The sequence below is a fragment of the Trichocoleus sp. FACHB-46 genome (genome assembly GCF_014695385.1).
Lineage (GTDB): Bacteria > Cyanobacteriota > Cyanobacteriia > FACHB-46 > FACHB-46 > Trichocoleus.
In genome coordinates, this window is sequence record NZ_JACJOD010000067.1 from 1 (window position 1) to 22926 (window position 22926).

The 22926-nt window shown below is 46.2% G+C and carries 21 protein-coding genes; 10 read left to right on the forward strand and 11 right to left on the reverse strand.

The window, feature by feature from the left end:
* The coding region (locus H6F72_RS26465) for a transposase (RefSeq protein WP_190431017.1) at positions 1-146 on the forward strand (146 nt) is incomplete at its 5' end.
* Positions 147-349: 203 nt separating this feature from the next.
* Positions 350-1693 (forward strand): LGFP repeat-containing protein, encoded by a 1344-nt coding sequence (locus tag H6F72_RS26470; protein WP_190442524.1) that lies wholly within the window; start codon positions 350-352, stop codon positions 1691-1693.
* 278 nt (positions 1694-1971) lie between these two features.
* On the opposite strand, the gene H6F72_RS26475 is transcribed toward H6F72_RS26470, so the two are convergent.
* The 4 genes from H6F72_RS26475 to H6F72_RS26485 all read right to left on the reverse strand — a co-directional run bounded on the left by H6F72_RS26475 (position 1972) and on the right by H6F72_RS26485 (position 7398).
* The gene (locus H6F72_RS26475; RefSeq protein WP_190442544.1) at positions 1972-2355 is read right to left on the reverse strand and encodes a CU044_2847 family protein; all 384 of its coding nucleotides are present in this window, start codon (positions 2353-2355) and stop codon (positions 1972-1974) included.
* 375 nt (positions 2356-2730) lie between these two features.
* Positions 2731-5679, reverse strand: a complete 2949-nt coding sequence (locus H6F72_RS26480; protein WP_190442545.1) for a CHAT domain-containing protein — start codon at positions 5677-5679, stop codon at positions 2731-2733.
* A complete protein-coding gene (locus tag H6F72_RS31260; RefSeq protein ID WP_199299328.1) occupies positions 5676-5828 on the reverse strand; it encodes an AAA-like domain-containing protein in 153 nt (50 codons plus the stop codon). Before H6F72_RS31260 ends, H6F72_RS26480 begins: the two co-directional genes overlap by 4 nt.
* The gene (locus H6F72_RS26485; RefSeq protein ID WP_199299329.1) at positions 5815-7398 is read right to left on the reverse strand and encodes an AAA-like domain-containing protein; all 1584 of its coding nucleotides are present in this window, start codon (positions 7396-7398) and stop codon (positions 5815-5817) included. Before H6F72_RS26485 ends, H6F72_RS31260 begins: the two co-directional genes overlap by 14 nt.
* Positions 7399-7844: 446 nt before the next feature.
* Here H6F72_RS26485 and H6F72_RS26490 point away from each other — a divergent pair, with 446 nt between their 5' ends.
* From H6F72_RS26490 to H6F72_RS26510, 5 genes are read left to right on the forward strand one after another with little or no spacing between them, the layout of a single operon-like run.
* Positions 7845-8459 carry a ParA family protein gene (locus H6F72_RS26490; protein WP_190442547.1) on the forward strand — a complete coding sequence of 205 codons (615 nt, stop codon included), beginning with the start codon at positions 7845-7847 and terminating at the stop codon, positions 8457-8459.
* Positions 8456-9226, forward strand: coding sequence for a ParB N-terminal domain-containing protein (locus H6F72_RS26495; protein ID WP_190442549.1), 771 nt, complete (start codon positions 8456-8458; stop codon positions 9224-9226). The genes H6F72_RS26490 and H6F72_RS26495 overlap by 4 nt, the downstream gene beginning before the upstream one ends.
* Before the next feature lie 49 nt (positions 9227-9275).
* Complete coding sequence (locus tag H6F72_RS26500; protein WP_348252530.1) at positions 9276-9527, forward strand: GIY-YIG nuclease family protein; 252 nt, start codon at positions 9276-9278, stop codon at positions 9525-9527.
* 2 nt (positions 9528-9529) lie between these two features.
* Positions 9530-9742, forward strand: coding sequence for a hypothetical protein (locus H6F72_RS26505; protein WP_190442554.1), 213 nt, complete (start codon positions 9530-9532; stop codon positions 9740-9742).
* Between the two features lie 60 nt (positions 9743-9802).
* Positions 9803-9958, forward strand: coding sequence for a hypothetical protein (locus H6F72_RS26510; protein ID WP_190442556.1), 156 nt, complete (start codon positions 9803-9805; stop codon positions 9956-9958).
* 100 nt (positions 9959-10058) lie between these two features.
* On the opposite strand, the gene H6F72_RS26515 is transcribed toward H6F72_RS26510, so the two are convergent.
* Positions 10059-11831, reverse strand: a complete 1773-nt coding sequence (locus H6F72_RS26515) for a tyrosine-type recombinase/integrase (protein ID WP_190442558.1) — start codon at positions 11829-11831, stop codon at positions 10059-10061.
* A 307-nt stretch (positions 11832-12138) separates the two neighbouring features.
* Here H6F72_RS26515 and H6F72_RS26520 point away from each other — a divergent pair, with 307 nt between their 5' ends.
* Positions 12139-12339 carry a hypothetical protein gene (locus H6F72_RS26520; RefSeq protein ID WP_190442661.1) on the forward strand — a complete coding sequence of 67 codons (201 nt, stop codon included), beginning with the start codon at positions 12139-12141 and terminating at the stop codon, positions 12337-12339.
* A gap of 685 nt (positions 12340-13024) precedes the next feature.
* Complete coding sequence (locus H6F72_RS26525; RefSeq protein WP_190442560.1) at positions 13025-13177, forward strand: hypothetical protein; 153 nt, start codon at positions 13025-13027, stop codon at positions 13175-13177.
* A gap of 458 nt (positions 13178-13635) precedes the next feature.
* Here the strand turns inward: H6F72_RS26525 and H6F72_RS26530 are convergent, their stop codons facing one another.
* From H6F72_RS26530 to H6F72_RS30540, 6 genes are all read right to left on the reverse strand, one after another.
* Positions 13636-17973, reverse strand: coding sequence for an AAA-like domain-containing protein (locus H6F72_RS26530; RefSeq protein ID WP_190442563.1), 4338 nt, complete (start codon positions 17971-17973; stop codon positions 13636-13638).
* Positions 17970-19691 carry an AAA-like domain-containing protein gene (locus tag H6F72_RS26535; RefSeq protein WP_190442564.1) on the reverse strand — a complete coding sequence of 574 codons (1722 nt, stop codon included), beginning with the start codon at positions 19689-19691 and terminating at the stop codon, positions 17970-17972. Before H6F72_RS26535 ends, H6F72_RS26530 begins: the two co-directional genes overlap by 4 nt.
* Before the next feature lie 262 nt (positions 19692-19953).
* The gene (locus H6F72_RS30525) at positions 19954-20244 is read right to left on the reverse strand and encodes a hypothetical protein (RefSeq protein ID WP_242017152.1); all 291 of its coding nucleotides are present in this window, start codon (positions 20242-20244) and stop codon (positions 19954-19956) included.
* The gene (locus H6F72_RS30530) at positions 20213-20737 is read right to left on the reverse strand and encodes a hypothetical protein (protein WP_242017153.1); all 525 of its coding nucleotides are present in this window, start codon (positions 20735-20737) and stop codon (positions 20213-20215) included. The genes H6F72_RS30525 and H6F72_RS30530 overlap by 32 nt, the downstream gene beginning before the upstream one ends.
* A 24-nt stretch (positions 20738-20761) precedes the next feature.
* Positions 20762-20914, reverse strand: coding sequence for a hypothetical protein (locus H6F72_RS30535; protein ID WP_242017154.1), 153 nt, complete (start codon positions 20912-20914; stop codon positions 20762-20764).
* A 93-nt stretch (positions 20915-21007) separates the two neighbouring features.
* The gene (locus H6F72_RS30540) at positions 21008-21298 is read right to left on the reverse strand and encodes a hypothetical protein (protein WP_242017155.1); all 291 of its coding nucleotides are present in this window, start codon (positions 21296-21298) and stop codon (positions 21008-21010) included.
* A gap of 807 nt (positions 21299-22105) precedes the next feature.
* On the opposite strand from H6F72_RS30540, the gene H6F72_RS26545 reads away from it, so the two are divergent.
* On the forward strand, positions 22106-22732 hold the full coding sequence (locus tag H6F72_RS26545; protein ID WP_190442565.1) for a hypothetical protein: 627 nt from the start codon (positions 22106-22108) through the stop codon (positions 22730-22732).
* Positions 22733-22926 lie beyond the last annotated feature (194 nt).

The following is a 22926-nucleotide window of genomic DNA, read 5'->3' on the forward strand; positions in this document are numbered from 1 at the left end:
ACAAGTCTGTCTATCGTCAACGGAATCAGGTGGAGCGCTGTTTCAATCGCTTGAAGCAAAACCGTCGCATTGCAACGCGCTATGAGAAAAAAGCTGAAAACTACCTTGCCATGATGACTCTAGCCTCTATCATGATGTGCCTGTAGTTTTAAAACACGCCCTAGTTTAAAAGGTACCCTTTCGGGTGCTGCCAAAGCTCTTCTTACTTTTTAGATTTGAGACACAAGGCATAGAAAGCAGTTCCGCCTTGACTAAGCCTTAAACACTGCTGTCTACATAGTCCCTGAGTCTTGATCTACAAAGGAGCAACACTGTGCCTACTGTTATTGGTGCGATAAGAGATAAGTGGATGTCTATAGGAGGGAACAGCTCTTTCCTAGGTGCACCACAGACCGACGAACTAGGATGTCCTGATGGAGTGGGTCGCTTCAACCACTTCCAAGGCGGCTCAATCTACTGGACTCCTGCGACTGGAGCCCAACTAATCTATGGAGACATTCGTGAAAAATGGGCTTCGATGGGCTGGGAAACCTCCCTCTTAGGCTACCCCGTGACTGATGAGCTAGGGTGCCCTGATGGAGTGGGTCGCTTCAACCACTTCCAAGGTGGGTCAATCTATTGGACTCCAAATACTGGAGCCCAACTAATCTATGGTTCCATTCGAGAAAAATGGTCTTCGTTAGGCTGGGAAACCTCCCTCTTAGGCTACCCCGTGACTGATGAGCTAGGGTGCCCTGATGGAGTGGGTCGCTTCAACCACTTCCAAGGCGGCTCAATCTACTGGACTCCAAATACTGGAGCCCAACTAATCTACGGTTCCATTCGAGAAAAATGGTCTTCGTTAGGCTGGGAAACCTCCTTCTTAGGTTACCCCGTGACTGATGAACTAGGCTGCCCTGATGGAGTGGGTCGCTTCAACCACTTCCAGGGTGGGTCAATCTATTGGACTCCAAATACTGGAGCCCATTTTGTTATAGGTCTCATTCGAGATGCTTGGGCATCCCAAGGGTGGGAAACGGGCAGCTTGGGTTATCCTCGCACTGATGAATTAGTGACGGAAGGCACAAATGGCCAAGGTAGACATAGCATCTTTGAGGGCGGAGAAGTTTACTGGACACCCGCAGGTGGAGCGAAAGTAAAACTCTATCAAACTAACGTAGAAATTTGGTTCTCAGGCTTCCGTTGCCTAGACGAATCCAACGAATGGTCAGGTAGTGATGAGCCTTATATGTTCTTAGGCGTTTCTACTTCTGGACAAGCGCAGACACCCCATGAAACTGGGGTGATTTCGGTAGATAAAGGTACTGTTATCCGCTCTGCAACGAGACTGTACTCCGGTGTCGCAGCGGACGTCATTTTGGCAGTGGTGATCCGCGAAAATGATGAAGGAGACCCACATGCTTTCTCTGGAACTTTCAGGTCAATTCTAGAGCTGGGTAATACTGCGCTTAAACTTAAGACGGGTGCTTCAGTCCCTAGCGATGTTGTTAAACTCATATCCAATAAACTGAGTGAGTTGGTTGGTGCAGGGGATGATGATGTAGGCAGACGTGCTGAATTGCTAACGAAGGATAATTTGATTCGGATGGCAAGGCAAGCTGAGAGTGGTGACCCCGTAGCTGATTTCACTTGGGACTTAGGTACTAATAGCGAGGGAATCTATCGCTTATACTTCTTTGTTCGGAAGGTTTAAGGGCATCAGTGCGATCGCATCTACAACGTATTAGAGCCTGTCCTTTAAGGAACATTCATTGGTGTTTAAGCATAGCTATAGGGTTGAGCGGACCCTGTAGCTATGCTTGCAAGACTTATATAGCAGGAGATCTAACGTTTAGCTGTTACGTTGCGGACTTTGATCAGCGGAGTTGAAACTAAGCCTATCTACATCAACTGTGGTCCTCAGTGTAAGCAGGCAATTAGGAGCTGTAGCAGATAGGGCACACCCATGAGAGGCAGAATTGCAAGTTCTGGTTAATCAGTTTTTTTAGGAAACTCGCATTTGACGGTGATTTCCATGCTACAGCCGCCTTTGGCATTGGCAATGTAGGGGATGCCTGCTTCACTGCTGATGTTCACGCCAAACTTAAGAGTAACTTCGCTGACTTCAGCGATCGCGACATTCTTAAAGGCATTGAGGGTGTAGGTGGTATATGCCCGAATGGTATGCTCGATAGCTTGAAAGGTTTGAGTTTGTTTTTTAGCAGGTGTCTCAAAGACAATGCCACCGCCACGCTTGATATCATTCTCAACCAGTGGGTTAGGAACAACTACGTCAGGTGTTGAACTGGAACGGTCGATCGCTTCGATGTAAATTGTTGTTCCGTCTTCAAGGGTAATTGGGGTGAGTTGTCCCATTTGTTTATATGAAGGCTGTTTTCTGGCTACAGTTTAGCTTTGATCTTTGCTGCTCTAAAGCGTGAGTTGCTGTACTTTACAATAGCTGGGTAACAATTTAGTAGAAAGGTTTCAATCGCGCAAGAAAAACTAATACTGGCGAATTCAATGGCATCCCTGATTTGATAAATTTGAGAAGTTCACTGCCAAGCCAGGACAGTAGAAGAGATTGAAGGCAGGCAACCGCATCTTTATGGTGTAGGAAATACAGCCTATACCTATTGCTTTTTCGCGCATGAGGTCGCATAAAGTCGAGTAATGATGGTCCTCGACAAGATAATTTCTTCAGGGAAGATTTAGCTGTTTTTCACTATAAAATTTTCTTCTTTTCTGTGGCTACCAAGGATTACCTATTATTGTAAAACCTGCCCAATAACGAGGGCTAGAAAAGTCTTCTTCCTTTATCATTGAGAGTTGTGCTTGCCTTAAGGCTTCTGCTTTAATAGGTGAATTTTTCAGGTTTCGATAAAACTCATCCATCAATATCATGGTTTCTTCATCAGAAACTCCATAAAGACTACCTAGAACAGATTTAACCCCTGCCTGAATCGCAGATCCAGCTAGACCGTATTCCTCCCCTAAGCCTGAAACACTAGAACTTAGAACTAATAACTCTACTGGAGGACTATACCAATCTACTTGCTCAAAGTTACTACTTTTTAATACTGAACCCCAGAGCTCAATAAATGGTTCTCTTGTCCTACCTGACAAACGTTCATATCCAACTCCGGCAATATGAACAATATGAAAATTTTGTTCCCGTGATTTAAGCTTGTCTAAAGTAGCCTCCTCATCTAAGAAAGATTTACCTTTCCAAAAGGTCATAATACTTATGATCTCGTTTTTTACATGTGGCATTGGATGAGATTCTAAGTTTGATTTAGATACCCCTATCGCAAGTACATTAGAATTCCTTATGTTTCTATGATGGCTATTTGTTAAAGTGAGTCCAGGCATTATTCCAAGACTATATTTCTCAATTAAATATCCTTGGCCATCATGAAGAGCAGCAAATGGTATGTTACGAAGGCTCTTATCCACTATGAGGACAAGATTAGTAATATTCTGCCTTTTGAGTTCTAATTCTAATGGTTTAATTATCCATTGATATAAGGTTTGAGCAGGAATTAGATGTTCTTTGCTTCCCGTAAAAACTTCATCGCGAAAACTGTGAGCAGCCTTTAAAGCTTCTTCTTGATCAACTGAATCTAGCTTGGTTGAAAATTGTCCCTCAGCAGAAACCATTAATAGTCCTAAGTTCTTACGCCCCTCTCGTGAAGGGTAGAAACTGATATAAATAACAGCAGGTTTTTGCCCTGTTTGCTTCATGATTCTGGCTGGAGTATCTCCAACACTCTCCACAACTGCCTGTTGTGCAAGTCTAAGCTCGTCCTGACTTCGACTTAAATAAGTATTTAATTTTTCTAATTCTTCTTTCCGACTAGTGATTTCCATTTCAGCAGTTTTTAGACCCTCCTGGGCTTGGTTTTGTTCTTCTTTTGCCTTTCCAGCTTTTGATTTTGCAATTTCAAGTTCTTGAACTGCTCGCTGACGTTGTTGATTTGAAATTCCAACCTCTTTTTCAAGATTCACTAACTTCAAATTTGCTTTTTCAATATCCTGCTCTGTTGTATTGATCTTTGTATTTGCAATTTCTAATCTAGTCCTTGCCTTTGCTAGAGTTCGATTTACCTGTTGGGTTTCAGCCTTTGCTGATCGTTGTCCTAATTGTGCAAGTTGGCGTTGTTCTTCTGTAATCTCTAATTTTTTTGAGACTTCTTCCGCTTCTTGCCGAAGATTTTCAACTCTTTTAGTCGAGTCATCAACTGTACGGTTTGCTAGTAAGATTTTTTGTTGAACAATCATGCCTAATACAATTGCACCCAAAAGCATCGTTCCCAAGACTACAGATCCAATCCGAATACGCCGATTGGCTTTGAGATTAGCTATTGCTAAAACTTGTTTAGCTTCCTCTTCAGCCGCTAACTTTTTTTGAATATTACGCTTTTCTGACTCCTGGCTAGCATCTAAAAAGCGGCGATCTTCATCCCCTAGGCTTTTCCCTTCGGCCCAAGTTCGGGCATCCTGCAATGCCTGCCCTCGCAGTAACCGCGACTCATCTTGACATCCGGATTCCAGCCAAGCGGCGATCGCTCCTCCATAGGGTCTCAACTCCGCCAGCGATCGCTCCAACCAATCTCGATTAAACACCTGCTCATAAATGCAGTTGTAAACGCGCAGTTTGCCATCTCGCTTCACTACCAACCCCGTCAGCCGCAACTCCACTTGTTCTGGGCTGTCATCTGCTGCAATCTCCCCTTGTTGCAAAATCTGCTGATACAACCCCAGCAACCGTCCGGTGCGTTGTTCACCACTAAGTAAGAGGCGATCGCGAATCGTCTTCAGGTGGGGTGGAATATCCTGTGTCTCCCAGTTATCGATGACTTTGGTTTGTACTAACTGCTTAACCCATTGGGTCTCTCGCCCTGCCAATGGTTCAGAATCTGCCACTTGAGCCAACTTACACAGCTTTTGCGTTAAAAAAGGCTGCCCCCCCGTCCAGTCCAAAATCGCTTGTAATAACGCCTGCGGATGGCTTGTTTTTGCAATAAGTCCAAGCATCAACGGTTGTGCTTCGGACCACTGAAATCCTGTCAGATCAATAGGTCGCCCAATATTAAACGGGGTAATTTGCTTGTTCTGAATCAAGTCCGATGGCGTTGCCACCCCAAACAGCGCAAACGTTAGGCGACGATACTCTGGCTCATCCGCCCGCCGATTGTAACTTTCCCGCAGTGCCCCAAAGAAGTCATCCCGGAACGATAAGCTTAGCGTCAGGTCAACCTCATCAATGAAAATCACGATCGGTTGAGGTACAGAAGGCAGCACTAGCGATTCCAGGAACTCGACAAACCTCTGGACATACGAGAGGCGAGGTTGTTCTGTCCACCAAGTATTCAGATTGAATTGCCGATGCAAGCCTAGCGATCGCGCAATGCGACTGACTACACCGAAATACCATTGTTCCTCGGTCGCCGAAGTACCAATTCCCTGCAAGTCTACTGCTGCGCAGGCAATTCCTTCATTTCGCAATCGCTGAAGCGTCCGCACCTTTAAGCTTGATTTCCCCATTTGGCGGGCATTCAGAACATAGCAAAACTGCCCCGCCTTCAACCCCTCATAAAGCTCATCATCAGCTTTCCGCTTTACGTAAGTCGGCGCATCAATTAGTAGCGCACCTCCCTCGCTCTGGTAGTCGTAGGGTACTAAAGGCGTATCGTTCATCGACTACCCCCCAACACATCCTGGAAATAGTTGCGGTATAGGTTGCATAGCGGTACTACCTCATTCCCCTGAAATCGTACCAAGCCCATGTTCGCTAACTTAGAAGCCTGGGCGATCGGTAGCTGCACTGGATGCTCAGACGCAACCACCTAGCTTCATTGCCGTATCCAGTTGCCGCTCTTGCAAATTCCCCAAATGCCGCTTCAAATGGGCGGCAAACACGCCTGCTTGGGTAGGAGCAACCTGCAAAAATTGAGCTAATGTCACCGATCCCGACGCAATTTGCTGAAGTGCGACTCGTGCCAAGTAGGGCTGTCCACCCACCATTGCCATTAGCGAATCTAGCTCCGCTTCTGTCCATGCCAACCCATGCCGTTGCACAAGGTCGTTTAGCTGTGCCTGATTTAAAGGAGGTAACTCGATTGGCACCCCTACATTAAACGGCGATTGATTAATATTCAGCGGAATGTAGACTTCCTCGGAATGGGTAATCACTAGCCGCAGGTTACACCACACGGGATTGATCTTCGCTTCCTCATGCCACGAGCGCAGTAGTCCAAAAAAGTCACCAGCCACTTGTGGATGCTTAAAGACTTCATCCACCTCATCTAGGCACAACACCAGCGGCGCATTGATTTCTTCTAGTAAATAAAGTTCAAAGTAATCCGTGCATTTGTCCGTACTAGCAGAAACGCTCTGCCAATACTCCACCACCTTATCTTGAAGCCGCAGTTTAGCAGTTACTCGCCGACATAACCATCGCAAAAAGGCATCCAAACTGGAAAAAGGTTCTTCACCAGCCTGCTGCAACTGTAACCACACCGCTCGACAGCCCTGCTTGCTTGCATGGTCAAAAATTCGAATCGTCAATGAGGATTTACCCATCTGTCGTGGGGCTTTGACGCGGATGAGTGCTCCTGGTTTAACGATCGCCCCATAGCAACGAGATTCAGCTGGCGGACGCTCTGTATAAAATGGTGAATCAAGTGGCACTTGTCCGCCCGTTTCTTCTAGCTCCCCTACAGCAGACTTAGATAACGGAGAAACAGCAGATGACTCAGGCAAAGTCTCTTCACGAAATTCAGCCGAGCATTCAGGCGGTGACAGAGAACTTTTTTCCTGCACTTCCACTTCTGACTTCACAGTCATATGCTCTAGAACTGGAGTTAAATACTCTGGAATTCCTGCCATCCGAATGCCTTTACAGCCTTCTTTATAGGCACGTTCGATCGAAAGTCCTGCTCCCAAAGCATCGTAAAAACCCACTGCAAATTCCAACGCCGCTTTATCCCCCACCTCCTGATTCATGCCAATCACGTAGGGAACATGCTGGGCGATCGCCTTGGCTTGCACCTCCGAGTAGCATGCGTTCAGTAGGACGCATTCGACTTGGTCCGCATCTTCAAACAGTCCAATTAGTGCATCCGAGGTCAGCAACTCAGCTTGTCCAAGCTCGTTTTCAATCAACAGCCCTGGCTCTCCAGCACCATGTCCCGAAAAGTGGACAATTTGGGGAGCATAGTCTAGCATTGCTCTCCGAACATCTCGACGCCGAGTCGCCCACTGAGGCTTCAAATCGAACCGACTCCGGTTCTTCGAGCCTTTTAGTGCTTCACTCACATCCCGAAATTCTTCATCAAGGCGCAACTTCGCCGAATTCTTAGGGTTTGTTGCCAGGAAGAGAATTGTCCTTTTCTTGCGTGCCGAAGTGCTACTCATAAGGAATCAGACAATTGGGATAGTTGGTGGACAATGCTGCCCGCTTCAGTATTTCCAACAATCTATACGCTTCCAGAAACCCTTGCAGCAAATAACACAATCTGGTTACCTTTTTTAGCAATCCAAGCGTTGTGTCACTGGAACCCTAGAATTGTGTGCTGTTGAGTAGATTTTAGTAGTTCCATTCGATACAGACTTGTATCTTTACACCTACTTTTTCAGGCACTTCTACTATCGTTGGTGATTGCTGCCGCTTTCAGAACTGTTTTCAGGTAAGTTGCAAATTTTCGGTTGGGTTATTTACTACGCAACTGCTTCTCTGGAAAAGTTTCTAGCAGGACTGACAAACTGTACTAGACTTTTTCAACGTTTAATACAGAAGCCACGAATGGTTTTTGACGTTTTCTCGTGCTGAATTCCAAGTCCTTCTCAGTAAGCTCAGAATTATGATTATTACGATCGCAAGTTTCAAGGGTGGTGTAGGCAAGACGACCACAGCCCTACATTTAGCTGAGTATCTGGGTAAGCGCCGGAAGGGCAGCAAAGTCATCTTGTTAGATGGAGACCCTAACCGAAGCGCACTAAGCTGGTATGAGCGTGGTCAGCAGAGGGCAGCATTTACTGTAATGGATGGTGATGAGGAACCATCGGCCTTTGACCATCTGGTTGTTGACACTCCTGCCCGCACTGACCCCACTGAACTTTTACCCCTAGCTTCTGCTAGCGATTTGCTGATCATCCCTTCTGAAATTTCTATATTTTCGTTAGAAGCCACCATTTCTACTGTTAGCACTTTGCGATCGCTGTCTGATGATAAGTACCGCATCCTTTTAACCATGCTGCCGACTCGGGGTCTCAAAAGAGAGGTGAATGCCAGAGAAGCACTTAACGAGGCAGAACTAAAGGTGTTTAATACAGGTATTAAAGCTAGAACTGTGTATCAAGATTCGGCATTAGAAGGTTTGTCAGTTGCAGATTTGCGCGGTGATCCTGCTACTGCTGCATGGAACGACTATCAAGCATTGGGTAAAGAAATCTGGAAGGGTTGGGGAACAAAATGAGCGTCAGCAAGCTGACTGGGGCCTTAGCGATCGCGAAGAGCAGAAGTGTAGAAACACCATCGTCAACTGCCACCCTGTCTTTGGATAGCATCACAGATCGAGTGGATGGCGATACCCGACCACTGAATCCTGCCCACATTGAAGCATTGGCAGATAGCATTGCGGTTGTAGGGCTGATTGCTCCCATTGCGGTTGATAGTCGGGGCAGGCTTTTAGCAGGTGGGCATCGACGAGCTGCGATCGCACTATTACGGGAGCAAGACCCGGGAGCTTTCGCTAAACAGTTTCCTAGCGGACAAGTTCCAATCCGTCGCTACGATTTTGATAGCGAAACTGAGCCCGGCGAAGCGTTGGCGATCGAGGCTACTGAAAATGAAAAGCGTAGAGACTACACACCCGCCGAGGTCAGAGCGATCGCAGATCGGTTAAGGGCAGCTGGTTATAGAGACGCGCCTGGGAAACCCAAAAAAGGAGAAAAAGCCTTACGTCCTGCTTTGGAGTTAATCATTGGCAAGTCGATTAGGCAGGTGAGGCGGTATCTAAATGATGCGCCTGATGCCTACGCAGAAAATGGCGAGCAAAACCAGGACAACCAAACCCGGACAGATGTCCTAGTTTTGAATCGAGCGCTAGTTGGCCTCCAAAAATGGGCCATTTTAGCTAATGAATATGATGAACCAGGTACGGCTGTTAAGGGTTTACAAGGCCGTGTGAAGCGCATGATGCGAGACATTGAGAAGGCGATCGCCGAGTTAGAGGTCCTCTAACTGTGTCCCGATTAGCAGAGACTTTACCGAGCTGACTACAAGACCAGGCATTTATGCAGTTAGGCACCGCACTGAGGGTTTGCTATATGTAGGCAAGGCTCAAGATATTAAGGAGCGCTTTAGAGGTGGACATAAATCTCTAATCTGGGCATGGCTGGCGGATTATGACCATAGAGACGTGGCGATCGCCACTCATGCTATCGACTTCATGCACTGGCGATCGCTATCATCAGAGTTAAAGCGCATTATTCTGCAAGCTAGCAAACCACCGTTCAATGCTCGCATACCGATGAGGGACTAACCATGTTGCCAACTGTTGGACAAGAAACTACAGAGCATCTCAGTCCAGTTGTAGCCCGCATGATCTTGGTGGCGCTGCCTGACCATGTTAGAGAAGCCTTTGAGCGACGGGCGGCTGAGATTGAATACCCCGTAGAGGCAGTGTTAGAGATGGCACTGGCTGGCTTTCTCGATAGTGAATGTCTAAATTTCTCCGACTGCAAACCTCGCTATTAAAGGTCCAAGAGCAAGGCGATCGACCGCAGGAACTTTGCCCTCATTTGAGATCGCCTAGAGTTGGATTTGAAGAGTACGGTGGCGATCAATAATGTGGTCCTGGAACCTAATGACCTAAGCGATCGCTCTCAGCCTAATGTCTTAGTGCAAAAGGTCTACGCCAGCATTCAAAAGCAATGTGGCACCATGCGCTTACTGAGTATGGTGCGGACCTGATTGCAGCTTGAGAGGTCGCTAAATCCACATTGAAAGCAAAGAGCGATCGCAGTTATAGAAGATTCGCGATCGCTCTCTGCTTTGTAGGTTCAGGCTGAATTCAATCAGTTATGTCAGTTTTACGCTTGATGGCATTTTCAGCGATCTGTCGTGCCAAGTCCATGCCTGGGGCCACTTTTTTTTCCTTAGTTCGCTTATCGTAAATGCCTCGTTGGGTTTCTGGGCTATGGTGCATTGCGTTCGCCACCGAATTCATCTCAGCATCAGAATAGCCTAGTTCCATCAAGTGACTCACAAACATATCTCTTAGTAAGTGAGCTGTAACAGCCTTGCCTTTGATCCGATATGCAGCGTGTCTAATGTACTCCGATAGCGTATGTTGCTTCATCGGTTCGCGATTCTTCTGGGTGAAGAAGAAGTTGTGCTCAGGATTGTAAGTTGCGCGGAGCCCTCCAGGAAGATTCAGCTTACTTAATCCAGGAAGCTTAGAGCAGTCATAGAGCCAAGCCTCAATATAATCGTAAAAACAAGTGCCATCTCCAAGGTCAGGGTTAGAGACCGGACCTCGAAATTCCCCATAAACCTTGCCGGTTTTGTATTCATCGGGTCTTAAATAGATGTACCAGCGATTGTCTTCCCATAGTAAGCTGTGTCCTACCTCAAGGCCCCGAATTACCTGCTGACGCATCGGGGGAATATAGGTGAAAAACGCGCACATGAGATAGCACTGGAGAGAATGGGCAATTCCACCGAGTAGCCGCTTCGTGCCGCAGATATAAGTTGCTTGACAGCACTCTTTTCTAAGGGTCTCAACCACTTGCAACCAGTCCTCCCAAGGTAACCACTTCTTGCTGATGTCTACTGGAGAAGGAGCTGTGCGCTGACGTTTACTTACATCTCGGATGAGAACTCGGATTCTTTTAATAACAGGAACGTCATCATAGTTAGCGACTTCGTGCCTATTAGTTTCAAAGCGATACAGGAACTTAGCAACGTTAAGACAGGCTCGTAGAAAGGCATATTCTGCTCCAGGATGAACCTTGCGTTCCTTTCTGATCCAAGATAAATATTTACGGAGCCTGTCTTCCGTAGCATCTGCTGCTTGCATCGCCTCTCGTCTCACCTCTTCCTGACGCAAGAGCCGTTCAGCTAATTCCATCCGCACCGGGAGCTTGTCAATGGCTGTCCTTAAAGGAACATATTGAATCAGTGTTTCTAAACTCAGTTCATCGAGCGGTACATTTTCATAACGATAAAGCCAGCCTAGCCCTTGGTATGCTCCTTGCAGAGCCCATCTGACGGAAATGGGTGCTTGCTTCAAGTCCTCGGATACGAACTCTGCAAACTCACTAAACTGTTTCTGTAGTGCTTCTGAGATGACATCCCCTTTTACGACACCTAGAGCATAAAACTCTTGCCGTTTTCGCTTCGTCGTTCGGACGTATTTAGCGCAATCTTTCTGCTTTAACGGTCGTCGTTCGACCTTTGGTTCTGATTGCCACCAGTTTTGGTCATCACAAAACTCTAAGAGCTTGTTCAGAGCGTGCCGATAAGTACGTTGACTGCTGCTTGGAACCTTGAGTTGCTCATAGACGCTCATCTGGACTTCTAGAGCCTTTTTTAGCTGTTCCAAGCTGATCTTTTTCATAAAAGTCTTGGCGGCTTTGATCTCTTTAGCTGAGACTCGGTTTGTTTGGGGATGCGGCAAGCCCCAACCTGGAAGTGTGTACCTAATTAGAGCCGTTTGCAGTTGATGCAAAGTCGCACTGGCCTTGTCAGGGCTTTCAGTTTTTACCTCAGCCTCGTAGTTCTGAAGCACCTCCATTAGGTTCTTAGGCTGGAGGAACTTTTTAGGAATTGTTATAGAAGCCATACGGTAATTCTTTAGGTCGCATATATGACCTAAAGAATACCATTTATATTATAAAAAAGACAAGATACCTACGGAATATATTGGTCTAAAAGTTATACATAAATCCTCGATTAAATGGCTGAAAAACCGCTTTGCTCTAGAGTTTCTAGCTGCTAAGTATTTATGCCTGTTCGGGGTTTTAGGGTTGTTTGTTATAGATGTTATAAATCACATACATGACCTAATTTGCTGATTTATAGGGCTTTCAGTGATATAAGAAAGTTGTGGCGTAAAACTGTCCCTGTTAAGGTCCTTAAAAAGTACACTCATGGGTAAAAAAGGCCAAAAGTCGATGCGGGGACAAGCTGAGTTGTACCAGGGTGAGGTCAAGCGTCAGCGAAGTGTCATGTTGACTGATTCTGGTTTGAGAGGTCTGGATCAATTAGCTGCTGATGTTGGGCTATCTCGCTCAGAACTAGTTGAGCGAATTGGTCGCGGCTTGATTCAGATTCAAATGCCTTCTACTTGAACGGTGAGCTTTGCGATCGCCCAGCTGTTTGAAAACCTTTGCCTGCGATCGCGATTTGCATAGAGAATAGAACAGACGAAAGCCCTTAGTCCTTCTTGGCCTCATGTTTTGCAATGGAAGATTCCCTTGAGAGACAGCAAGTCATTTTGTTTTTGGCAGCCAACCCAAATGGGCTTCGACAGGTAAATTAGGGGTTTCGAGATGTCGAAGAAGGTTTGCGCTTAGCACATCATCGAGATCGATTTGACTTAAAACTCTGGGAGGGGGACAAACCCACCCCACAAAGCTAAGTCCACTAAGCCTTCTAGCCCCTCAAGAGTTAAAGAGATTGATTCCACTTTCGTAGCTTCTTGATTCCATTGTCAACTAGCAAAAGCTAAACTCCTACAAATTCCGTTGTTGATCTCCCAGATCTTCTTCTGATTTTCCTGCAAGCTAGTTGCTTGGAACGTTTACCCGGACGGAGCTTGAGCTATGTTTGTCCCCCCTCCAGCTTAAAACTACGTCTTAATGTCCACCTTAGGGATGTTCAACGAGCGCTATTAGATGAACCCGCTCCGCAAATAGTCCACTTTGCTGGCAGTGGCAAAGATGGGCTACTTTTTGAGGATGAAATGGGCAACGCAAAGTTAGTCAATGGGCCTGCTAATGCAGGCCTCTTTGAGCTTTTTACTAATCAAGTGAATTGTGTGGTGCTGAATGGCAGGCTAAGGCGATCGCTGAGCGTATCAACTACGTGATTGGAATGCGCCAAGAGATTAGTGCTAAGGCGGCGATCGAATTTGCCGTTGGCTTTTACAACGCGCCAGGTGTTAGACGGTCAATCGAATTTGCCTAACAACGGGAGTGTAAATCTCCTTGTGTCTAACCAGACAAATTTGACGGAAAATCAAAGGTTCCAGCTTTTGTTTACACAAAAATCCGGACACTCCCCTACAAGCTAGGCTGTAGTGTTATTCAAATGCATGAGCTATCAGAGCATCTAGTGCCCGTGCTTCTGCAGAAAGAGTATTCGAGCATAGTTTCAGAACAGACTATCCAGTTGGTTAGTAGTGTAGGTCGCCTTTGGTCGGTTCCAGAGTTACCCCCCCCCATTTTTTGCCTCGACCGGAACCATTGCGATCGCTGAGAGAGAAATTGAGTGCGAACTTGCAGCAGCCTTTAGTGATGACAGACATCGCGCAAAGGGTTGGAGTGCAAGGCCTGGGTGGTATTAACAAGTTAGTGCTAGCACAGGATGTTGTTATCCAATAAGCTTTCTCTGATGGCAGTTTTGGGTAACCTCTACAGTTGTACTTATTTGTAGATGAGCATAAGCGCCTTTTGACTACAAAAAGACACTACATCAGGGGCTTTACTAGGATAGCTTGTGAGGTAAAGGTTGAGCTTCTGACATGCTTGGGCAAGAAGAGTATTGAGATCAGCGTTCATATCCCAAGTGTGTACTTGACCCGTATTGTCGAGAGTTATAAGAGTTTTGTCATCCTGGCTGAGATACTTTTTTTCTCCAACGAACTCTGCAATAAGATCTCCAGAAGTAGAATCGTAAAGACGAGTCATGTCATCATCATTTGAGTAAAGCAAAATTTTGTTCCCGGCGTTGCTAAAACCTCTAAAGAATCCTGGAAGTTCAAACAATTTTTTGCCATTAACATCAAATAGGTAAATGGCATGACTATTATTAAAATTGCCTGCTATGCGTTGTCCATCTTTACTGAATGCAAGCAGTTTTCCTGGTATTTTGAATAGATTTTTTCCTTCAGCATCAAATAGGTTGCTGATGCCACCATCTTTATCAGCGGAATAGGTAGCTAGCCGTTGTCTATCATGACTAAAAGCAAGAAAATACCCTGGAACTTCCAGAAGTTGCTTGCCGTTTTTATTAAAAATATAACTAGAATAGGAGATTTTAAAGTCTATATCCTTTGCTGCAAAAGTTGTTGCTATCTGTTGACCGTCATCGCTTAAAGCCCTGAAATATCCCGAGATATAAATCCCTTTCTTACTATTGACATCAATCAACATATCCGTATTATTTAAGCCAGTGCCAGTAATTAGTTGCTGTCCATTATTACTAATCCCCTTAAATTCACCAATATCGGAAGTTTGGCTACGCTCAAATCCATCCTCTCCTTCAATTATATGAATGCTGTTGACATCAACTTCGAGCAGTTGAGTGCCATTGATGTCAAATAGACGGGTGGGACTTGTAACTAATCGCCGCCCATCACTGCTGGAAGCAACGAGCTTCCCTGGGAGTTTGAGTAATTCATTACCATTGCCATCAACTATAAAACTGCTGTCATCATCTTCATCCTTGGAGTAGATGATCATTTGTTGACCAGTATAATTAAAACCAAGGAAATCTTCGCGATCTAATATAAAGAATCTTCTCTTTTTAAGATTAAATAACTTTACTGTTTGTCCATCATCTACTGAAGCAATTAGCTTACTCCCATCCTTGTTGATAGCCATAAATCTTCCTCGAATTCTTAGTAGCTCTACACCATTTTTACTAAATAGGTGAATAGTACCGCCATTTTCATTGGAAGAAGTAATTATCTGTTGTCCCTCATTGCTGAAGGTCACAAACTCTCCTTGAGTTTCTAGTTGTTCTTTGCCATTAACATCAAGTACTTGAATGCTGGAAGTGCCAGTAACAGCAAAACGTTGGTTGTCATTGCTGAAAGCTCGAAAATATCCTGGAACTTTTAGCATTTCTTTGCCACTAACATCAAATAGCTGCACAACAGATTTATTGTTCTCATTAGACGTAATTGCTATTCGTCTGCTATCCTGACTAAAGGCTTTAAATTCTCCTGGTGTCTTGAGTAAATGATTGCCATTAGTATCAAATAGTTGTACAACAGATTTATTGTTCTCATTAGACGTTATTGCTATTCGTTTGCTATCGCTGCTGAAAGCTTCAAACAATCCAGGAACTTTGAGTAGCTCCTTTCCATTAGCATCAAATAGTTGAACTATATAGCTGGAATTACTAGAGTTGATCGATAGCCGTTGACTATCATTAGAAAAAGTTATGTCTCTAGTTGTAGCACTAATTCCTGTAAGTTTTAGTAGCTCTTTACCGCTGATATCAAATAAATGAATGGTATCAGCAGTAGAGTTAGTAATTAGACGTCTGCCATCGTTGCTGAGTTTTATAAAATAATGTCCTGGAAACTTTAGTAGTTCTTCACTGTTAGTATTAAATAGGTGAATAGCACCACCATCTTTATAAGAATGCGTAACTAGGCTTTGACCATTAAAGGCATGAAATTGACCTGGAACCTCAAATAATTCTTTTCCACTAGTATTAAATAAGCGAGTAGTGGTTCCGTTGAGCGACTCATTATGCTCACTTACCAAATATTTGCCATCACTACTGGTCTTCGATTCCATTTCCTCAGTCTCTATGCCGTTGGTATCAAATACGCGGTGAGTAGACCCATCCACTATTCGTTGTACGTCATTACTAAAATGGAGACTATTTGATGATTTAATTATATTTTCTTCAACAACGCTACTAGTTGCCAAGCGCAAGGCCAATAGAGAGTTCCTAGCATTTGTGTTAATTCTTTGCTCCCCCTCTGCTTGTTCCTGCTGTTGCAGTACTATGCCCAATTTAGTTGTAGCTAGCAAAATATCTAGCTCCCGAAAACGCACAAAAGGATAACGCAGTAATGCTGTTGCTTGCTGTTCAAGGGTTGCCTCTTTCTGCACAGTTCTTAAGTCTTTCTGTGCTGTATCCGCCTGTCGTTTAGCCACTTCATAAGTTTTTTGCGCGCTCTCTGCTTTCGCTTGTGCTTTCTTAGTTTCTACTTGTGCCGTTTGTAGTTTCTGGTCTGCTGCTATCAGTTGGAATTTTGCTTGCTGCTCTTTTTGCTGTGCAGACTGGGTGGCAGTTTGCGCTAACTGCCTCTGTTGGTTTGCAACAGCTTCCTTTTGTCGTGCCACTATGAAGTTCTGCTGCGCTAGTTTGACTTGATTTTGGGCTTGTTTTATCTGCTGCCTTACTTTCTTTTCGTTATCTTGTAGCGTCTTTAAATTTGCGTTCAGCACTTCACTTTTAGTTGCTAGCTCATCCTTCTGCTTTTTTGCAGTCTCCATGTCCATCTTCGATTCTTTCGCCTGCCGACTCGCAACGATCGAAACCGGTACAGCAATTACAGCTACCAACAATGAAGCTATCAACACAGAGCCTCCAATCAATGTTTGGCGCTTTACATTGCGAGCAACTACTTCTAATTGCTGATTTGCAGTTTCCAGATTTTTCTCAGCCTGCTGTCGCGCCACAGTCAAAATCTGATTTGCTTCCGCTTCCGCCTCTAACTTCCGCTGTATCTCCTGGCCTTCTAGCGATAAACTCGCATCCAGAAAGCGCCGATCGTCATCCCCCAAGCTTTTCCCTTCTGCCCAAGTTCGCGCATCCTGCAACGCTTGCCCTCGCAACAAGCGGGATTCATCCTGACAGCCCGATTCCATCCAAGCCGCGATCGCTCCTCCATAGGGTCTTAACTCTGCTAGTGATCGCTCCAACCAACTGCGGTTAAATACCTGCTCATAAATGCGGTTATAGACTCGCAGTTTGCCATCTCGCTTCACCACCAATCCTGTCAGCCGCAATTCCACCTGCTCCGGGCTGTCATTGGCGGCAATCTCTCCCTGCTGCACAATCTGTTGATACAACCCCAGCAATCGTCCAGTACGCTGTTCTCCGCTAAGCAACAGACGGTCTCGAATTGTCTTTAAATGCTCTGGAGTATCCTGTGCTTCCCAGTTCTCAATCACTCTGGTCTGGACTAAGTTTTGAATCCAAGCTGTCTCCTGTCCCTCCAGAGCCACGTTCTCTGCACTTAACACTAACCTGCAGACTTTTTGGGTTAAAAACGGTTGTCCTCCCGTCCACTCCAGCACTACCTGCATCAGAGCTTCAGGATTGCTAAACTTTGTTGCCAAGCCTTGTGCTAGGGGTTGCGCTTCCTGCAACTGAAAGCCCATCAGTTCGATCGGACGACCCACATTAAACGGAGTCCGCTGCTTGTCCTGCATTAAATCGGATGGTGTTGTCACCCCCAAAAGAGTAAACGTCAGCCGACCATAGTCTGGCTTTTCAGCTCGCCGGTTGTAGCACTCTCGAATAAGCGCAAAAAAGTCGTCTAGCTCAAACGGCAAACTAAGAACACTATCAATCTCATCGATGAAAACGACGACCGGCTGCGGAATCTCTACCAGCAGCACCTCATCGATGAACTTGTCAAATCGCCGCACAAAGGACAACAGCCGATGTTCCTCCCACCAGGTGTAGAGGTCAAACGTTTCATACAAATCCAAACTGCTGACGATACTGTCGATTACACTGCTATACCACTGCTCCGGCTCCATGTCTGAGGTGCCAATCCGAGTCAAGTCAATTGCTGCACAGGCGACCCCTTCTGCCTGCAACCGCTGCATTGTCTGCACCTTCAGGCTCGACTTCCCCATCTGCCGGGAATTCAAAACGTAGCAAAATTCCCCTACCTTCAATGCCTGGTAAAAGGTTTCGTCTGCCTGTCGCTGCACATAAGTAGGAGCCTCGGCTGGTAAACTACCACCCACCTGATAGTCATATCCAGCCCCTAGAATAGAACTCATGCACTTACCCTCAGCCGCTCCCGAAAATACTGCCGATATAAATTGCAGGATGGCAGAACTTCACTGCCCTGAAATAAAACCAATCCCATACTCGTCAGCTTAAACGCCTCGCTGGTACTAATGGAAACAGGATGGTTCACGCCGATCACCTGCTTCATGGCTGCTAATAACTTTTCATCTCCCTCCAGATTCAATAGATGTCGCCGGAGATGCTCCCCATAGAGGCCACCCTCCGTCGGGGCGATTTGCAGAAGGTGTTCCAACGATACTTCACTTCGTGCAATGTGATACAGAGCTGTCCGTGTCAAGAAGGGATGCCCCCCGACCATGCCCATTAGTCGCTCTACCTCTGCTTCTGACCAATTCAACCCATGCCGGTGTACTAAATCTGCCACCTGAGATTGGGTTAATTGCGGGAGCTCGATTGGCACTCCGACATTAAAGGGTGATTGGTTGATATTGAGCGGAATATACACCTCTTTAGAATGCACGATCACTAATCGCAGATTCTTCCAAATTGGTTTGATCTTGGCATCTTCATGCCACGCCCTTAGCATTCCAAAAAAGTCTGTAGCGATCTCCAGATACTGGAATACCTCATCCACTTCATCCAGACAGAGCAACAGGGGAGATTGAAGTTCAGCGAGTAAGTACCGCTGAAAGTAATTGGTGCACTTGTTCTTACTACCTAGCTTGCCCTTCCAATAGTCCTCCAATCGCTCCTCGAACCCTAACTCTGAAGTAATACTGCTACAGAACCACTGCAAGAACTGGTCAAGACTACTCAGAGAATCGCGGTCGGCCAGTTGAAAATTCAGGGATGCCGTTTGATAGCCCTGCTCATTAGCATGGTTTAGAATTCGCAGCATCAGAGAAGACTTACCCATCTGGCGAGGTGCTTTGAGCCGAATCAGTGCTCCTGGTTTCACGATCGCTTCGTAGCACCGGGCTTCGATCGGCGGACGCTCCACATACAACGCTGACTCCAACGGCACCTGCCCTTCCGGTTGATCCAGAGAGATAGGTTGTGCTGGGACAACAAGCATTGACCGAGGGATCTCTGCAACAACTCGCTCTGGCGCAGCGGGGATATAAATTGGTTCCGGCACCTCCGTCAGCGGTAAAGACTCCACATCGCTTTTCTTCTGCATTACTGGAATTAAATCTTCCGCAATGTCTTCTAGCGCAATCCGGTTCCGCCCCAATTTGTAAGCAAAGTCGATAGATTCTCCTGCCCCTAATGCATCATAAAAGCCAACTGCAAACGTCCTAGCAGCTCGATCTCCGACTGCCTGATTCATGCCAACTACGTAGGGTATATGATGGGCGATCGCTACCGCCTGTACCTCTGAGTAGCAGGCATTGAGCACCACACACTCTACCTTGTCTGAAAACAACTCAAATAAACCCGCTAAGGCACTCGACTTTACTAATTGCGCTTGTCCAACCACATTCTCTAGAACCAATCCATCTTCTCCCATGCCATGCCCGGAGAAGTGAACAATCTGTGGCTTGTGATCCAACATCGCCCGTTGCACATCGCTTGGAGTCACCGCCCATTCTTGCTTAAGCTGAAAATTGTCGCGCTTTTGCGATCGCTCTAACCCTGCCTCAATTTCTTTGACCTCGCGAGTTAAATCAAGCGGTGTTGAGTTTTTAGGGTTTGCTGCCAGGAAGAGAATCGTTTTTTTCTTATTACGTGCCGAACTGCTGCCCATGAATCAAGCATGACTACAAATAACCGAAGGACATAGCTGTCCCCTACTAGTATTCATGCAGTTTAATCAAATTCAGCAGGACTCAAGATAAACTACATATTCGAATCGCACTGAAATAATACTCCGATTCGCCTCCCAAATTTGGAGGCTGAAAGCACTACGGGCATACAAGAAAAGAGGGCAAGAGGTGTTGAGGCGTGCCCTTAAACCAGTGCCACTTCTACACAGGACTTGGAAGGTTAGGCTCAAAGAGAGCGGAGTTCTAAGCAGGCATAACCACCTCCAGAAATTGCTCCCAAGATCGCCCCTGAGCAAACAGCCCCTCAACCAGATACAGCAAGTGCTGGTAAGCCTCCCGCGTCAGCCTGTAGAGCCGCTGTCCTACCGTTTGCTTATTCTTGGCAAACACAAATCTTTCCGATTTCCTGCCCTGACACGTGGCCTGCTGGAGTAGCGACTGCGCTAAGCAACTTAAGCGGAAGTGGCGTTTGACCGCTTCCTGATTGCGTACCTGAGCCGCCTCAAAGCCTGCCACTTGGAGCGCAAAACGCATGAAAGATCTCACAGGCCCAACGGTAACTCCAAGTCTGAATCACTCGAGCACTTTCCCAAGGCAGCGCATCACTGAGCAAAAAGCGCGGAGCGTCGCTGAGGTCGGATTGCTGATGCACCACGACGAGACGTTTGCGCCCATAGCGCTTGAGCCGAAGGGTTTTGGTGAAGGCCCAAAAGGACTTCACTTCTCCGTTGCGACAGTGCACCTGTAGGGAACGAAAACTCTCTGGGTGCTGTTGGCGCAGTTCGGTGGCAACAGCATCGACCCGCCGCCATTGCCCGTTCCAGAGAACAAGTCGAGAACATTCAATCTCACTGACCCAATGCTTGCCGGAGGCCTCAATCATCTGCGTCAATTCCAGGGTCAATACCCCGTTGTCAAAGGCATAGTCTGCTTGGGGAAATTGCCCCTCTGCCTCGATTTGCCGCACCAAGTCCACGACCATCTCGGTGCGCTTGCGATAGGCCAGTCGGTTCTTGTGATAATGCAATAACTCCAGTAACCATTGCTGGAGTTATTGCATCTGCTCGTAACTGGGTTGAGCCGTCATGCGCAGGTAGCCTCTCTCGGCCTCGCTAAAGTCTGGCAACTGCACCTCGACCGCAATTCCATCAATTTGGTGGCTATTAGCAATCACACCAGTCACCACGGTTTGGTAGCAACTCATGCAGTGGTTGACATAATCGTAGGCGCGTTTGATCCCATAGATGTGCTCCCCTTCTTCATGATGCGATAGGGTCCAATCGAGACTGATGATTTCTCATCCCCGTCCTCGGTGTTGGGAACCAAGGAGCTGGCGATGTCGCTGCATCAGAACCTCGCTACCCCATCGAGCCTCAAACACCGCCTCGTGCATCGCTCGGCGGCTCACCGCCTTTCCCTCTGGATAGACCTGCTGGGCATGAATACCTTGCAAGGTCTTGTTCTCACTCAGCAGCAATCCATTGAGGTAGCATCTAACATGCTCAAATCCAGCGTCCCGACAGAATACGTCTCGGTAAGCACTCATCCCTTGGGCGATGGTAGCAGGGACATCGATGAGGGGAATCATTGGCTGCTCTGCTGAGGATTCATCATCACGATACCTTGCTACGCTCCCCTACCTCTAGCCTTAACCTTCCAAGTCCTGTTCTACATATTCTGTTTACTTTGTTACATAAATGAGTACCTAATTGTTTAAGGTCTGATCGTTAGCCAAATGCCGCAGCCTGATAAGCAACTACAATTTCAAGAACCTGAGTTTCCCTCGCCGAGACTGGTTAACCTAAGCAGACAGGTCACTCTATCTGCTGCTTAGGTTAACCAGTCTCTTACCCAATAATACGACGACGGTTACACTACACCTACTCAGAACTTTAGAGCCATCTTCTGAAAAAGTGGTTGACAGCGATCGCACTCGACTGGATCTGCCTTTTAGCCAATGACTGCGTCAAAATTCTGAGTTTCCTCAAGAAAGCCACCATTAGCTAGAGAGGTTTGATTGCTGCCCTAGCGCCATATGATTCGATTCACACCACCCTTCAAATTTTGCTTGATAACTGTGTTGCACTGGGTGGTGCAGAGCTACTGCTATAGTTTGGCCTGTATCGTAGTAGAGCTCTTTGGCTACGTTTAGGTAAGATTGCCTTCGTATAAGTTTGCAGAAATTGTCTGACTTTTATCTGACCTTTTACCGACTGCCAAGTGAATTAGTCGGTAGTTACATTTGACTCATCAATTAGGGTGTGTTCTCCGAGTAACTGCATATTTTCTATAGCGGGGATGTAGTTACGAAATTGACTGGATAGAGTCCACCAGAATTTATAACCGACGCTAGCAAAATCAATGCGTAGTCGAGATCGAATGATGCAAAATTTATATGGATACCTATCAACTGCTTGCCTATCGCCAGTTAGGTTTAACCCAGTTTCAACAGTTGCTACTTAATCTACCTGAAAAAGCCTCTGAAACAGACTATTTTGTTGACCGAGTGATCCGTAACCTATCCAACTTACCCTCCCGTCCAGAAACCGTACTCCCTTACGTAGGTCTCTATGGAGCAAAGTTAGATTTGGATGAGTATCGTGAATATCGTGATGTAGCAGCCAGCCGCCTCTTCGAGCTTGTGATGAGGTTGCCTAGCATGCATGAAGTGGATGCGGAGATTGATAAATACATTCGCGTTTTGTCTAATTTACCTGAGCGAGGTTTAGCAGTTGAACCTTACGTTCGGCTTTTTGTATTGCGGTCATTGAATGATCAACCTGATGCTTTACAGATCGCTCAAGATTTCTCTGCCACCCAGCAGTTCGTCACGGCAGAACAACTCATTCAGATTGCTGGCACGAATGAACTTGAATCACGTATCCGAGCCTTAACGCTAGGTATGAATGCAACCCTTGCGAAGTTCAATATCAATACAAACCAGAGAATCTCTCCCTTCCTGGTACAGGTGATGCATGAAAGTGGTGTTCCGTTGGCTCTGAGAAATTTGGGGACCGACTGACTGGTAGAAGGCCTATGAAGGTCGTACAGATTTGGGCAACACACAATTAGGTGATGGTGAACGATTCATGGGGCGCGGGTAATTTGTCAGTTGTGTCACACACTTAGTTCAGGAAAACCGCAAGATTTGGAGTTCTTTCGTCTCTACGTATTTTTAGGGGTGACAAAAGGTAAAGAATAAGTATGAAAAGATGA